This window comes from Caenispirillum salinarum AK4, assembly GCF_000315795.1.
Taxonomy (GTDB): Bacteria; Pseudomonadota; Alphaproteobacteria; order Rhodospirillales; family Rhodospirillaceae; genus Caenispirillum; species Caenispirillum salinarum.
The window spans coordinates 1-14,703 of sequence record NZ_ANHY01000006.1; the positions used below are offsets into that span (position 1 = coordinate 1).

General features: G+C 66.7%; 13 protein-coding genes. 9 read left to right on the forward strand and 4 right to left on the reverse strand.

From position 1 onward, the window contains the following. Positions 1-655: 655 nt before the first annotated feature. The gene (locus C882_RS06385; RefSeq protein WP_009539755.1) at positions 656-1,957 is read right to left on the reverse strand and encodes a hydroxyacid-oxoacid transhydrogenase; all 1,302 of its coding nucleotides are present in this window, start codon (positions 1,955-1,957) and stop codon (positions 656-658) included. Positions 1,958-2,266: 309 nt separating this feature from the next. Here C882_RS06385 and C882_RS06390 point away from each other — a divergent pair, with 309 nt between their 5' ends. The 4 genes from C882_RS06390 (at position 2,267) to C882_RS06405 (ending at position 6,064) form a co-directional block, all read left to right on the forward strand. Further along, a complete protein-coding gene (locus C882_RS06390) occupies positions 2,267-3,499 on the forward strand; it encodes a Re/Si-specific NAD(P)(+) transhydrogenase subunit alpha (RefSeq protein WP_043644056.1) in 1,233 nt (410 codons plus the stop codon). 59 nt (positions 3,500-3,558) lie between these two features. Continuing rightward, entirely contained in the window at positions 3,559-3,921 is a 363-nt protein-coding gene (locus C882_RS06395; RefSeq protein WP_407637677.1) for an NAD(P) transhydrogenase subunit alpha, read from the forward strand. A gap of 16 nt (positions 3,922-3,937) precedes the next feature. Further along, the gene (locus C882_RS06400; RefSeq protein ID WP_009539758.1) at positions 3,938-5,338 is read left to right on the forward strand and encodes an NAD(P)(+) transhydrogenase (Re/Si-specific) subunit beta; all 1,401 of its coding nucleotides are present in this window, start codon (positions 3,938-3,940) and stop codon (positions 5,336-5,338) included. A gap of 123 nt (positions 5,339-5,461) precedes the next feature. Continuing rightward, positions 5,462-6,064 (forward strand): histidine kinase dimerization/phosphoacceptor domain -containing protein, encoded by a 603-nt coding sequence (locus tag C882_RS06405; RefSeq protein WP_009539759.1) that lies wholly within the window; start codon positions 5,462-5,464, stop codon positions 6,062-6,064. A 58-nt stretch (positions 6,065-6,122) separates the two neighbouring features. Here C882_RS06405 and C882_RS06410 read toward each other — a convergent pair whose 3' ends face one another. Beyond that, positions 6,123-7,808 carry a thiamine pyrophosphate-binding protein gene (locus C882_RS06410; RefSeq protein WP_009539760.1) on the reverse strand — a complete coding sequence of 562 codons (1,686 nt, stop codon included), beginning with the start codon at positions 7,806-7,808 and terminating at the stop codon, positions 6,123-6,125. A gap of 39 nt (positions 7,809-7,847) precedes the next feature. Beyond that, positions 7,848-8,471, reverse strand: coding sequence for a glutathione S-transferase family protein (locus C882_RS06415; protein ID WP_009539761.1), 624 nt, complete (start codon positions 8,469-8,471; stop codon positions 7,848-7,850). 140 nt (positions 8,472-8,611) lie between these two features. Here C882_RS06415 and C882_RS06420 point away from each other — a divergent pair, with 140 nt between their 5' ends. Further along, positions 8,612-8,953, forward strand: a complete 342-nt coding sequence (locus C882_RS06420; RefSeq protein ID WP_009539762.1) for a DUF1491 family protein — start codon at positions 8,612-8,614, stop codon at positions 8,951-8,953. A 12-nt stretch (positions 8,954-8,965) separates the two neighbouring features. On the opposite strand, the gene C882_RS06425 is transcribed toward C882_RS06420, so the two are convergent. Further along, complete coding sequence (locus C882_RS06425) at positions 8,966-9,394, reverse strand: bacteriohemerythrin (RefSeq protein ID WP_043644172.1); 429 nt, start codon at positions 9,392-9,394, stop codon at positions 8,966-8,968. Positions 9,395-9,589: 195 nt separating this feature from the next. Here C882_RS06425 and C882_RS06430 point away from each other — a divergent pair, with 195 nt between their 5' ends. The 4 genes from C882_RS06430 (at position 9,590) to C882_RS06445 (ending at position 14,703) form a co-directional block, all read left to right on the forward strand. Next, positions 9,590-10,234 carry a LuxR C-terminal-related transcriptional regulator gene (locus tag C882_RS06430; RefSeq protein ID WP_009539764.1) on the forward strand — a complete coding sequence of 215 codons (645 nt, stop codon included), beginning with the start codon at positions 9,590-9,592 and terminating at the stop codon, positions 10,232-10,234. A 561-nt stretch (positions 10,235-10,795) separates the two neighbouring features. Beyond that, positions 10,796-11,944 carry an ABC transporter ATP-binding protein gene (locus C882_RS06435; RefSeq protein WP_009539765.1) on the forward strand — a complete coding sequence of 383 codons (1,149 nt, stop codon included), beginning with the start codon at positions 10,796-10,798 and terminating at the stop codon, positions 11,942-11,944. 193 nt (positions 11,945-12,137) lie between these two features. After that, positions 12,138-13,238, forward strand: coding sequence for an extracellular solute-binding protein (locus C882_RS06440; protein WP_009539766.1), 1,101 nt, complete (start codon positions 12,138-12,140; stop codon positions 13,236-13,238). A gap of 148 nt (positions 13,239-13,386) precedes the next feature. Further along, positions 13,387-14,703, forward strand: a complete 1,317-nt coding sequence (locus C882_RS06445) for an ABC transporter permease (RefSeq protein ID WP_009539767.1) — start codon at positions 13,387-13,389, stop codon at positions 14,701-14,703.

The following is a 14,703-nucleotide window of genomic DNA, read 5'->3' on the forward strand; positions in this document are numbered from 1 at the left end:
GCGGATCAGCCTCAGCTCCTACACCACTCGCTGGGACGGGACCCGGACTGAAGGTGTCGGGCCGCGTCGCGCTGCGCGCGATGCGGTTTTGCGAGGAGCACGGCTCCTCGCGCTCCCGATTTGTTTGGAGGTGAGGGGCCGGTGGCCGCCCTCGTTCCCAGCCCAACTTCACGCGGGAGCGCGAGGGAGGCCGTGCCTCCCTCGCATCGTTTCCCTTTGTCGGGCTGATGGTGTCGGGCCGCGTCGCGCTGCGCGCGATGGGGTTTTGCGAGGAGCACGGCTCCTCGCGCTCCCGATTTGTTTGGAGGTGAGGGGCCGGTGGCCGCCCTCGTTCCCGGCCCAACTTCACGCGGGAGCGCGAGGGAGGCCGTGCCTCCCTCGCATCGTTTCCCTTTGTCGGACTGAAGGCGTCGGGCCGCGTCGCGCGGCGCGCGATGGGGTTTTGCGAGGAGCACGGCTCCTCGCGCTCCCGGTTTTGTTTGGGGTGAGGGCCGGTGGTTGCCCTCGTGCCCGGCCCAATTTCACGCGGGAGCGCGAGGGAGACCGTGCCTCCCTCGCATAAACATTCCGGCGCAGCCGGAAAGCCTTGGTTTCTTGGCGGTTCAAGAACAACCGCCAGCCGATGAAGCGGCGCCGCGCGGCACTGGGCCTCGCCTCACCAGTACCGCATAGCATCCCGGAACAGGTCCGCCAGGTCGTCCTCGGTGACGGGCTTGGGGGCCTGGGCGAGCAGGCGCTGTTGCGGCCAGGCGCTGTTGACGAGGGCCGGGATGTCGTTGTCGGTGTAGCCGATTTCGGTCAGTCCGTTGGGCAGGCCGGTCTTGCGCATCATCTCGGCGAGCCGCGTCGCCAGGATCTCGCCGGCATCGTCGGGGGCGGCGTCGGTGATGTCGGCGCCGAGCGCGGCCGCGGCGGTCAGGTGGCGGTCGGGGCAGGCGTCGGCGGTGAAGCGGAACGCCGCCGGGGCGTTGACCACCACCGAGATACCGTGCGGCACCATGCCGCCCTCGCGCTCATAGCCTTTGGCGCGGAATTCGTGGTTGAGGCCGGCGACGGCGTAGCTCATGGCGTGGGGGATGTGCACGCCGGCGTTGCCGAAGCTCATGCCCGCCAGGGTGGCGGCGAAGGTGAGGAAATCGTGCGCTTCGGTGTCGTTCGGGTCCAGCGCGGCGCGCTCCAGATAGGTGCCGCCGAGGCGTATGGCTTCCAGCGCGCCACCGTCGCTCCACGGATTCGCGCCCTGGTACGGCGGGCGCGCGAGCGGAGTCGCGGGTTTTTCACGAGAGTTGAACGGTCGCGCGGTGTAGCTTTCGATGGCGTGCGTCAGGACGTCGAACCCCGTCGCCGCCACCACTCCGGCGGGTAGGGAATAGGTCGCGGTCGGGTCCACCACGGCCAGCCGCGGCTTCAATAGCTTATTGGAGATACCGGTTTTCAGTTGGCGCTCCGGCAGGTCGAAGATCGCCACGCCCGTGGTTTCGCTGCCCGTGCCGCTGGTGGTGGGGCAGGCGATGTGGGGCTTCAGCGGCCCCGGCACCGGCTTTGCCGCGCCCACGGGGGCATTGACGTAGGCCATCAACTCGTCGGGCCAGGTGCTCAGCAGGTTGGCGGCCTTGGCCGTGTCCATGACCGAGCCGCCGCCGACGGAGACGAATCCGTCGACACCCGCGTCCTGGGCCCAGGCGGCGGCTTCGGCGAAGGACCGGTCGGTCGGCTCCACCCGCACGGTATCGTAGAGCAGCACCTCCATGCCGGCGTCCTGCAGCGCCTTGCGCGCCGTGGCGACGCATTCCAGCCCGCCGACGGTCCGGTCCGTGAACAGGGCGACGCGCGTCATGCCCATGGCCTTGGCGTCGTCGCCGATTTCGGCCAAAGCCCCGTGGCCGTACTTCAGCGGCACGGGGTCGACGGTGAAGATCGTTTCCTGGTTGGACGGCATCGCGTGCGTCGCGGACATGGACAGAGCCTCCCGAGTGGTACTTTAGGGCATGTTTTCGCTTAGTGTCTTGCGCGCCGGCCCCTGCGTCAAAGACAATTCGTTCAGGTACCCGAGTCGGCCGGGGGGAATTTTCATCAACGTTTCGGCTGCGGCGAATCCGCCCCGAACGGGTGGGTTACGTTTATGAGGTAAACCTAATACTCTAGGCGCTGCGCGGATGTGGGAGGCATCCGCTTCGGCAACCCCGCTTGCGTTGTGCGCTGCGAAACGCCATGGTGGGGCCATACCGGAGCAGGCGTGGCACAGACAATAAAGGGGATAAACCGGATGAAAATCGCCATACCGAAGGAGCGGCGCGAAGGGGAACTTCGCGTGGGCGCTTCGCCGGACACGGTGAAAAAGCTGGTTGGCCTGGGTTTCGACGTGGTGGTCGAAACCGGCGCCGGTGAGGGCGCGGCCTTCACCGATGACGCGTTCAAGACCGCCGGTGCGACCATCGGCGGTTCGGCCGCCGACACGGTGAAGGATGCCGACGTCATCCTGAAGGTGCAGCGCCCGCTGGTGCGCGGCGAGGGCGGCGACGAGCTTGCCAACTACAAGGAAGGCGCGGTCCTGGTCTGCCAGATGCAGGCGCTGACCCAGCGCAAGTGCGTCGAGGCGCTCGCCAAGAAGAAGATCACCGCGTTTGCCATGGAACTGATGCCGCGCATCACCCGCGCGCAGTCCATGGACATTCTCAGCTCCCAGAACAACCTGGCGGGCTACAAGGCCGTGATCGACGGCGCGTCCACCTTCAACCGCGCCATGCCCATGATGATGACCGCCGCCGGCACCGTGCCGCCGGCCCGCGTGCTGGTGTTCGGCGCCGGCGTCGCCGGCCTTCAGGCCGTCGCCACCGCCAAGCGCCTGGGCGCGGTCGTCTTCGCCACAGACGTGCGCCCGGCGACCAAGGAACAGGTGCAGAGCCTTGGCGGCAAGTTCGTGGTCGTCGACGAGGAGATGGAGAAGGAAGCCGAGACGGCCGGCGGCTACGCCAAGGAGATGCCGCCGCAGTACTTCGAGAAGCAGAAGAAGATCGTCGGCGAGCACCTCACGAAGGCCGACATGGTCATCACCACCGCGCTGATCCCGGGCAAGAAGGCGCCCACGCTGATCACCGAGGAGCAGGTCAAGACCATGAAGCCGGGGTCGGTCATCGTCGACCTGGCGGCCGAGACGGGCGGCAACTGCGAAGCGACCGAGCCTGACAAGGTCGTCACCAAGCATGGCGTCATCATCATCGGCCACACCAACATGGCCTCGCGCGTCGCCTCCGACGCCAGCATGATGTTCGCCAAGAACCTGCTGAACTTCGTGACGCCGCATGTCGACAAGGAGTCGAAGGCGCTGAAAATCGACTGGGACGACGAACTGATCAAGGGCACCTGCGTGACCCGCGACGGCGAGGTCGTCCACCCCATGCTGAAGGATCAGGCCGCGGCGACACCCGAGCCCAAGCCCGAACCGAAGGCGGATGAAACGCCCGCCGAGGACAAGGACAAGAGCGAGGGAGGCGCGTGATGGCAAACCAGGACGTGATTGAACAGGGCGCCAAGTCCCTGGCCGAACAGGCCGAGGGCATGGCGGCCACGGCGCGGGCCCTTGCGGAGGCCGCGTCGCAGATGACCGCTGAGGCCGCCAGCCAGGCGGCCGCCGGTCCCAGCGAGTTCTACTGGCTTCTGACGGTCTTCGTGCTGGCCGTCTTCGTCGGCTACTACGTGGTCTGGCGCGTGACCCCCGCGTTGCACTCGCCGCTGATGGCGGTGACCAACGCCATTTCCTCGGTGATCATCGTCGGCGCCATGCTGGCGGCGGGTCCCGAGATGTTCTCCGGCTCCAAGGTGCTCGGCTTCATCGCCGTGGTGCTGGCCAGCGTGAACATCTTCGGCGGCTTCATGGTCACCCAGCGGATGCTGTCGATGTTCAAGAAGAAGCAGAAGTAAGGGGGGACCGCTCACTATGGCAGTCGAAAGCTTCACGATCCTCGCCTATCTGGTGGCGTCGGTCCTGTTCATCCTGGCGCTGCGAGGGCTCTCGGGCCCTGAAACGGCGCGTCAGGGCAACATCTACGGCATGGTCGGCATGGCCATCGCCATCATCACCACGCTGATGTCGCCGGTGGTGACGTCCTATGTGTGGATCATTCTCGGCATCATCATTGGCGGTGCCATCGGCACCGTCATCGCCCTGCGCATCCAGATGACGGCCCTGCCGCAGCTGGTGGCGGCGTTCCACTCGCTGGTCGGTCTTGCCGCCGTGCTGGTGGCCGCGGCGGCGCTGTTCAACCCCGAGGCCTATGGCATCGGCACGCCGGGCGAGATCGCCGCGGGCTCGCTGATCGAGATGTCCATCGGCACGGCGGTCGGCGCGATCACCTTCACCGGCTCGCTGGTCGCCTTCGCCAAGCTTCAGGGGCTGGTCTCGGGCAAGCCGCTGGTGTTTTCCATGCAGCACCCGCTGAACGGCGCGCTCGCCATCCTGCTGGTGGTCCTGGTCGCCTTCTTCGCGGCCTCGGGCAGCGAGACGGCGTTCTTCCTCATCATCATCCTGGCGCTGGCGCTGGGCTTCCTGCTGATCCTGCCCATCGGCGGCGCGGACATGCCAGTCATCGTCTCCATGCTGAACAGCTACTCGGGCTGGGCGGCGGCCGGCATCGGCTTCACGCTGGGCAACTCGACGCTGGTCATCACCGGCGCGCTGGTCGGCTCCTCGGGTGCGATCCTGTCCTACATCATGTGCAAGGGCATGAACCGCTCCATCTTCAACGTGGTGCTGGGCGGCTTCGGCGGTGACAGCGATGCCGCGGCGGCGGCCGGCGGTGCCGGCGGCGACCGGGCGGTCAAGGCGGGTTCTGCCGACGACGCGGCCTTCATCATGAAGAACGCCAGCAAGGTCATCATCGTGCCGGGCTACGGCATGGCGGTCGCCCAGGCACAGCACGCGGTCCGCGAAATGGCCGACATGCTGAAGGACGAGGGCGTGGAGGTGAAGTTCGCCATCCACCCCGTCGCCGGCCGCATGCCGGGCCACATGAACGTGCTGCTGGCCGAAGCCAACGTCCCCTACGATGAGGTCTTCGAGCTGGAGGAGATCAACCACGAGTTCACCACGGCCGACGTCGCCTATGTCATCGGCGCCAACGACGTGACGAACCCCGTGGCGAAGACGGACCCGCAGAGCCCCATCTACGGCATGCCCATCCTGGATGTGGAGAAGGCCAAGACGGTGCTGTTCGTGAAGCGCTCCATGTCGGCCGGTTACGCCGGCGTCGACAACGAGCTGTTCTTCCGCGACAACACCATGATGCTCTTCGGCGACGCCAAGAAGATGACCGAGGAAATCGTCGGGTCCTTGGACTGATCGATTACCTCTGGCAGTATACGAAGGGGCGGGCCACCTGGTCCGCCCCTTTCGCGTTCCAGGGGGAAACGCCAACGAATCCCGGCGCCCGCGCCATGCGATCGCCGATCTTGGGGAGGAACCATGGCTCAGGACGTCGACTGGGAACGGCTGTACCGCGAAACGCGGCACCGTATCGGCAACACCATGCAGATGCTGCTCAGCCTGTTGCGCCTGCAGATGCGCCAGGGCGGCGATTCATCGCAGGCGACGCTGCAGCGCCTGGAGGTGCGCATGTCCGCCGCCGCCGCCGCCTATGCACTGGCCCGCGTGGTGCCGGACGATGCCGAGGGCGGGCGCGTGGTGGTGGACTTCAATGCGCTGATCGCGGACATGGCCGAGGAAGCGCGCCGCCAGGTGGAGCCCGACATGGCCCCGTCGCTGAAGACGCGGCTCGAGCCTGTGGAGGTGTCGCTGGAGGACGCCATCCCGCTCGCCATCGCTGCAATGGAAGTGCTGGTCAACGCGGTGGAGCACGGCGGACCGCCCATCACGGTGGTCCTCGGGCCGGGGCCGGAGTCGGGCTGGTCGCGACTGGTGGTGGAGGATGGCGGCACGGGCGTGCCGGCGGCCAACCTGCGCAAGGACGGCATCGGCCTGCGCATCTCGCAAAGCCTCATGCGGCAGGTGCAGGGGCGCCTGGTGCTCGATGAAGGTCCGGTCCGCCTGGAATGGCCGAACGACTAGTCCCAAGACGCAGGCCGGAAGGCCCGGGCGTCATCCGCCCGGGCCCGGCCGACCTCCCTTACGCCTTCGCTGACGCCTTTTCGCGGATACCGCTCAGCGTTTCGCGCGGCGTGATGGCCTCGGGATCGATGCGCACCTCGATCAGCGCCGGCTTGCCGCTGGCTTCGGCGCGCTGGAAAGCCGGGGCGAAGTCCTCGGTCTTTTCCACCAGTTCGGCGTGGCAGCCGTAGGCCTTCGCAAGCATCACGAAGTCCGGGTTCACCAGATCGGTGGCCGAGATGCGGCCGGGATAGGTGCGCTCCTGGTGCATGCGGATCGTGCCGTACATGCCGTTGTTCACCACGATGGTGATGAACGGCAGGCCGAACTGCACGGCCGTGCCCAGCTCCTGCCCGTTCATCTGGAAACAGCCGTCGCCGGCGAAGGCGACCACGGTGCGCTCGGGGTTGGCGGCCTTGACCGCGACCGCCGCCGGCACGCCGTAGCCCATGGTGCCGTTGGTCGGGGCGGCCTGGGTGCGGAAGCCGCGGTAGCGGTGGAACCGATGGACCCAGACGGAATAGTTGCCGGCACCGTTGCACATCACGGCGTCCTTGGGCAGGTGCTCGCGCAGCCATGCCATGATCGCGCCCATCTGCACGGTGCCCGGCGTGGTCACGGGTGTGGGGTCGTTCCACGCCTCGTAATCGGCGCGGGCCGCCTTCGCCCAGTCCTCGCGGGCGGCGTAGCTCACCGGCTTCACGCTGCTGGCGGCGTGGGCGAAGCTTTCCATGCCGCAGTTGATCGCCAGGTCGGGCTGGAAGACGCGGCCCAGTTCCTCGGCGCCCGGATGCACGTGCACCAGGTGCTGCGGCAGCTTCGGCGGCTTTAGCATCTCGTAACCGCCGGTGGTCATCTCGCCCAGCCGCGCGCCCACCACGATGAGCAGGTCGCTGGCCTTGATGCGCTCGGCCAGGGCCGGGTTGATGCCGATGCCGACGTCGCCGGCATACAGCGGGTGGTCGTTGTCGAACAGGTGCTGCGTGCGGAAGGAGCAGCCGACCGGCAGGTTCTGGCGCTCGGCGAACTGCTGGATGTCCTTCACGGCCTTGGGCGTCCAGCCGCCGCCGCCCAGGATCATGAAGGGGCGTCTGGCGTGCGACAACTCGTCGCGCAGGTCCATGAGGTCCGCCGACGAGATATGCGGCTGCACCGGCGTGCGGAAGGGCGCCACCTCGGGTGCCTCCACCACGTCGCGCAGCATGTCCTCGGGCAGGGCGAGCACCACGGGGCCGGGGCGGCCGGCCGTCGCGGTATGGAAGGCCCGGCTGACGAATTCGGGAATGCGGCGGGCATCGTCGATCTGCGCCACCCACTTGGTCATCTCGCCGTACATGCGGCGGTAGTCGATTTCCTGGAAGGCCTCGCGCTCCATCTGGTCGCGGGCCACCTGGCCGACGAACAGAATCATGGGCGTCGAATCCTGGAATGCCGTATGCACGCCGATGGAGGCGTTGGTGGCGCCGGGTCCGCGGGTGACGAAGCAGATGCCGGGGCGGCCGGTCATCTTGCCGTGCGCCTCGGCCATGAAGGCGGCGCCGCCCTCCTGCCGCGCGGTGATCACCCGCACGGTGGCGTCGTGCAGGGCGTCCAGCACGGCGAGATAGCTCTCGCCGGGGACGCAGTAGGCGGTATCGACGCCGTGGCGCACCAGTTCGTCTACCAGGATGCGGCCACCGGACCGAGGCGTGTTGGCTGCGGACATGAGACGCTTACTCGCTTTTTCTTGTTGTGGGGTAGGGTGTTACGGGCGGGTTTTTGCAAAGGGCGGCAGGGCGTTGCAGCGCTCTGCCAGCGCGTGAAGGGCCGGCATGTCGCCGTCGGTCATCAGGCCGGGCCGGACCGTGTTGACGAAATCCAGCGTCACCGTCGCCGTGACGTCGGCCTGCGTGAGGCGGTCGCCGACCAGCCAATCGCTGCCGCCGTCGGCGGCCGTGCGGGCGGCCTTCTCCAGCTCCGACAGGCCGGCGCGCACCTGGTCGTCGCCGCGCGCGGCATAGGCGGGCCAGCGCACGTCCTCCGGACGGCGCGTTTCCTCGTAGTAGGCCTGGACCGCCTTGTCCATCGCCCCGGTCGCGAAGGCGCACAGCCGCATGACGGCGCGGCGCGCGGGCCCCGCGACGGGGGTGAGGCGCAGGCCGGGACCAGCCATCTCGTCCAGGTGGTCGAGAATGGCCGCCGACTCGATCAGCACCTCGCCGTCCGGCAGTTCCAGGGCGGGAACACGGCCCAGCGGATTGTAGCCCTTGATGGCCTCGACATCGGTGGCCGTCGCCAGTTCGCGGCGTTCGAAGGGCATTTCCATCAAATCAAGGCTTACGGCGACCCGGCGGGTGTAGGGCGACAGGTTGCGGCCGACGAGGATCACGACGCATTCCTCCTGCGTTCGGAGATACGATGGCGATGACTGCGTAAAAACCGTAACGCGCTGCGGGGGCTTTCGAAAAGAGCCGTTGCGGCGCGTGTCTCGGGGCGGGTACAAGGGCCGCCCGTATCCGGAGGGGACGCATGGACAGCCGACTGAAGACCCGCCTGCGCGTGCAGGCCATCATTCGCCAGTGCGAAACGCGCGCTGTGCCGGCGATGGTGGTGCGCAAGGGCGACCCCGACGCGGGGGCGCTGCTGGTGAAGGTGAACGCCTTCGACTCCGGCTGTACCGTGCTGACGCCGGTCACCGACGCCGGCGGGCGGCGCGGCTGGATGCGGGGCACGGGGCCGCAGCCCGTCGATGAGCCGACGGCCGACGCCTACATCGCGCGCCAGGCCCGCTATGACGAGGACCTGTGGGTGGTCGAGATCGAAAGCCGCGACGGCTGGCACCCGCTGGAGGACGACATCCTGGCGGTATAGCGCGCCGGACCGTCAGGCCGGGGGCGCCCGGTTTGCAGCCTTCGCCAGGTAGGGCGCGTATTTCATGTCATCGCCCAGAATGTGGCGCACCAGCCAATCCGACAGGAAGTCGAACACCTTCACGTTGTTCAGCGACTCGGGGTCGGCGCGGAAGGTGTCGCGCAACTGGTAGACCTTGGCTTTGAGGGCCTCGTGCTTCTCGCGGTGGGCGGCACGGTCGGGAAAGCGGGCCAGCTTTTGAAGCTGTTCCTCGACTTCGAAATGGTATTCTGTATAGGCAATCAACTCGTCCAGGATGCGGCCCACGGTTTCGGCCCCGGCGCGGGTCTTCACCGCGGCGTGAAGCTCGTTGACGAAGCCCATGAGCTTTTTGTGGTCGGCATCCAGCGTCTCCACGCCGACGCTCATCTTGTCCGTCCAGGTCAGCAGCGACTGCACCATGCGAATGCCCATCCCCTTTTCGATCGGGTCTTCATAGCACTCCGGGCGCCCCCGGGAAAAGTACCTTCGCGCACGGCTTGCGCCGCCGGAGGATGCTCCGCGAGACGTGAGGCGTGACAGGCGACTAATTCAAACGTAAAACATCTGGCGAGACAGGATCGCCGATCAAGGTGACTGAAAAGACGAGGGGAATCGATGCGCGTCGTTCTGGCCGATGACCATGAGTTGGTCCGATCCGGGCTGAGGCCTTTCCTGGAGGAACTTGCCGACTCGGTGGAGATCGAGGAGCATGGCGATCTTGACGGTCTTCTGGCCGGGGCGCCGGCGGCGGACCTTGTCATCATGGATTTGCGCATGCCCGGCGTCGAAGGCGCGGCCTGCCTGACCCGCGTCACCAAGGCCTTCGCGCCCGCGCCTGTGGTGGTTCTCTCGGCGTCCCAGGCGGTGGACGACATCCTGGCCGTGGCGCGGGCGGGGCTTGCGGCCTACCTGCCCAAGACCATGCCGGGGCCGGCCATGGTGGCCGCTCTGCGCCTGGTGCTGCTGGGCGAGCGGTACTTCCCCGCCAGTGCCATCGAGGCCGCAGGTGGCTCCGGCGAGAGTATTCTGCTCAGGGAGGCCCCGCCGAAAAAGCCCAATCCCCTGGGGCTGCTGTCGGCGCGCGAGCGGGAAATCCTGGAACACATGATCGAGGGCGAGACGAACAAGGCCATCGCAAAAAGCCTGACGCTGCAGGAAATCACCGTGAAGGTGCACCTTCGCAACATCTATCGCAAGATGGGTGCCGCCAACCGCACGCAGGCCGTGCGGATTGCCCTGGAGAACGGCTGGCAGCTCTGACGCCTGCACATCGCCTGTGACGCGCAAGGCGCGAGCGGTCATTTCGACTAATCGAGAATGGTGCGGTGCAAAAAAGGCTTTACAGCGGCGCGCCGGAGAGTCATATTGTGCATCGCAGCAAGGGGGTGAGGCGCCCCGCGCATCGCCCCGGCTGCTTCTTGGACGTTTCCTCCCTAGACTTGGGCCGTGCCGGGTGCACGGCCTTTTTTTTGCTCTCACCACGAGAACTCGACCGGGCCGCCGTGACCATTGGGGCGCCCGATAACCGACTGCCGTACAAGGACGAGAAGCCCCGGAACCCCTGCGTTCCGGCGCCATTTCGGGGTCTCCCATCCCGTCCCGGAGGGGTGAAATGGCACCGAAAGGCTTCCATTCCGTGGAAAATGGGCTTAGTTGTATACGCAGAAGCTGCGGCCCAGTCGTGTCGCCGATGTCACAGGCGTGCCATCGGACATGATCCCGGAAGGCAACGCGGCGAACCATAACAAGCCGCGCCGGCACGCCGCCGGTGCCCGCCAGGGAGGCGGTTCACAGTAGGAGAGGTAAGGAGGAGGGCGCCTTATGCCGCCATCTGAACAGACGGACGTTCTCGAACCGCCGCACGCCGGTGCGGATGGGTCGACGGACGCCGCGTTCGTGTCGTTCCGCGACGTGCAGAAAAGCTACGACGGCGAAACGCTCGTCGTGAAAGGGTTCAATCTGGACATCGCGAAGGGGGAGTTCATCACGCTCCTCGGGCCGTCCGGGTCGGGCAAGACCACCTGCCTGATGATGACGGCGGGCTTCGAGGTCCCCACCCACGGGGACATCCTGCTCAAGGGCACGCCCATCAATTCCATGCCGCCGCACAAGCGCGGCCTGGGCATCGTTTTCCAGAACTACGCGCTGTTTCCCCACATGACGGTGGCGGAGAATCTGGCCTTCCCGCTGGAGGTCCGCAGCCTTCCCAAGGCCGAACGCGCCGCCAAGGTGCAGCGCGCGCTGGAAATGGTGCGCCTGGGCTCCTTCGGCGACCGCCGGCCGGCCCAGCTTTCGGGCGGCCAGCAGCAGCGCGTGGCGCTGGCCCGGGCGCTGGTGTTCGAGCCCGACGTGGTCCTGATGGACGAACCGCTGGGCGCGCTGGACAAGAACCTGCGCGAAGAAATGCAGTTCGAGATCAAGCACATCCACGAAAACCTGGGTGTGACCATGATCTACGTGACGCACGACCAGTCGGAAGCGCTGACCATGTCCGACCGCATCGCGGTGTTCAACGACGGCGTGGTGCAGCAGCTCGCGACCCCGCAGGAGCTGTACGAACGCCCGGCCAATGCCTTCGTCGCCCGCTTCATCGGCGAGAACAACACGCTGGTGGGCGACGTGGTGGAGATGGACGGCGCCGCCGGCAAATGCGTGGTGCGCGTCGACGGCGGGGCCGAGATCAAGGCGCTGCCGGTCAACGTCAGCAAGACCGGCGAACGGTCCACGCTGTCGCTGCGGCCCGAGCGCGTCGTCATCGACCCCGAGCCGGGCTCGCTGCCCAACATCTTCGAGGCGGACGTGGAGGAGGTCATCTACCTGGGCGACCACCACCGCACCCGCGTCAACGTGCTGGGCAACCGCGAATTCGTCATCAAGACGCCCAACGCCGCCAACGTCCGCCCGCACCGCCAGGGCGAGCGGATCACCGTGGGCTGGGCCCTGGAGGATTGCCGCGCCCTCGACGCCTGAGGCGCGCGCATTCGTTCAAGCGTTCGCGCGCGGGTTCCCACCCGAAAAGCCGTCAACAAGGGAACCCGCGCGGACCGGAACGGGGGCGCGGCGCGGTCAGTCGCGTCGCTCCCCCTTTACGAGGCCAGGGTGGTCCCGCATTCGCGCGGACGCCGCCTGGCGATTTCAAGAAGGACAGGGAGACCTTCATCTCATGAAGAAGAGCACTCTTCTGAAGACCGTTGCCGCCGGTGCCGTCACCGCCGTCGCTTTCGGCGCGACCACCGCCGCCAACGCCGAAACCCTGAACATCGTGTCCTGGGGCGGCGCCTACACGATGAGCCAGCAGAAGGCTTATCACGAGCCGTGGATGGAAAAGACCGGCGACGAGATCATCAACATCGACAAGTCCGGTAACGCGCTGGCCGGCCTGCGCGCGCAGACCATGGCCGGCAACGTGACCTGGGACCTGGTCGACATGCTGCCCGCCGATGCGCTGGTGGCCTGCTCCGAGGGCCTGATCGAGCCCATCAACCACGATGAGATGCTCGCCGACGCGCCGGACGGCACGCCGCCGAGCGAGGACTTCATCGAGGGCTCGCTGACGGAATGCTTCGTTCCGCAGATCGTCTACTCGAACATCGTGGCCTTCAACACCGAGATGTTCCCGGAAGACAAGCAGCCGGACAGCATCGACGACGTGTTCAACCTGGAAGACTATCCGGGCAAGCGCACGCTGATGAAGAAGCCCATCAACAACATGGAATGGGCCCTGATGGCCGACGGCGTGCCGGCCGACGAGGTCTACGACATGCTGGAGACCGAGGAAGGCGTCGCCCGCGCCTTCGCCAAGCTGGACACCATCAAGGACGAGGTGATCTGGTGGGAAGAGGGCGCCCAGCCGCCGCAGCTGCTGGCTGACAAGGAAGTCGCCTTCGGGTCTGCCTACAACGGCCGCATCTTCAACGCCGCCGTGAACGAGGGTCAGCCCTTCGAGATCATCTGGGACGGTCAGGTGTTCGAGCTGGACGGCTGGGTCGTGCCCGCCGGCAAGCTGGACAAGGTGAAGGATTACCTGCACTTCGCCACCGACACCCAGCGCCTGGCCGACCAGGCCAAGTACATCTCGTACGGTCCGGCCCGCAACTCCTCGGCCAAGCTTGTCTCGACCCACGCCGAGACCGGCATCGAAATGAAGCCGCACATGCCGACCTACGGGCCCAACTTCGAGAACGCGCTGCCGAAGAACGACGCGTTCTGGGCCGACAACATCGACGAGCTGACCGAGCGCTTCAACGCCTGGCTGGCGCAGTAAGGCGGCTCACGGGACCGCGCCGCGCCCGCCGTCCGTCCGCCTGTCCGTCCGTCCCGTGCCGCCCGTTTCGGGGGCGCGCGGCGGGCGGCGGCGGGGCGGCGCGATCCCGCCGTCTTGCGTGTTTGCTTGAGATCCTGGGAGGCATTCGGTGTCGACGATCTCCAGCGGGCCCCGGCCCGCCGACTACCCAAACCGCCGACCGGAGGAAGCGGTTGCCGAACCGACGGTGATGACCACCGCCGACGGCACGCCGCTCAAGGTCAGCCTGAGCCGCAAACTGCGGCGGAGCAAGATCAAGGCGATGCTGCTGGTGGCGCCCTTGTTCGTGTTCCTTGTGGTGTCCTTCGTGATGCCCATTTTCGACATGCTGTCGCGCTCGGTGGACAACCCCGAGGTGCCGACCGAGCTGTCGCGCACCGTCGCGGCCATCGAGGGCTGGGACGGTGAGGGGCTGCCGCCCGAGACCGTGTTCGCGGCCGCCTTCCAGGACATCAAGGAAGGCGCGCAGAACCGGTCCATCGGCCGCGTGGCGACCCGCCTGAACTACGAGGAATCCGGCGCCCGTTCGCTCATCATGAAGACGGCGCGCAACGTGCGGAACGCCGAGATGCCGGCAAACGCCAAGGCGTTCCTCATCGACATCGACGAGGACTGGGGCGATCCGGCCATCTGGCACGTGATCCAGCGCGAGTCCGACCCCTACACGCTGTCGTACTACCTGGCCGCCCTGGACATGGAGTACAACGCACAGGGCGAGATCGTCGAAAAACCCGAATACATGCAGCTTTACGTGGACCTGTTCATCCGCACCCTGTGGATGAGCCTGCTGATCACGTTCCTGACGCTGCTGCTGGGCTATCCGGTCGCCTATCTGCTGGCGAACCTGCCCATGCGCATCTCGAATCTGCTGATGATCATGGTGCTGCTGCCGTTCTGGACCAGCCTGCTGGTGCGCACGACCACCTGGATCGCCATCCTGCAAAGCCAGGGGGTGCTCAACGACATGATGGTCGCCGTCGGCCTTATCTCCGACGATGGGCGCCTGCAGATGATCCACAACCAGACCGGCACGATCATCGCCATGACGCATATCCTGCTTCCGTTCATGATCCTGCCGCTGTATTCGGTCATGAAGACCATTCCGCCCAGCTATCTGCGGGCTGCGCGGTCCATGGGCGCCTCGCAGCTTTACGCCTTCCGCCGCGTCTACTTCCCGCAGACGCTGGCTGGCATCGGTGCAGGCGGCATTCTCGTCTTCATCCTGTCGATCGGCTACTACATCACGCCGGCCCTGGTCGGCGGCCAGTCGGGCCGCTTCATCACCAACTTCATCGCCTACCACATGCAAAGCTCGCTCAACTGGGGCCTTGCGGCGGCGATCGCCTCAATCCTGCTGGCGGCGGTGGTGATTCTGTACCTGCTGTACAACCGCCTCGTCGGCGTCGACAACATGAAGCTGGGGTAG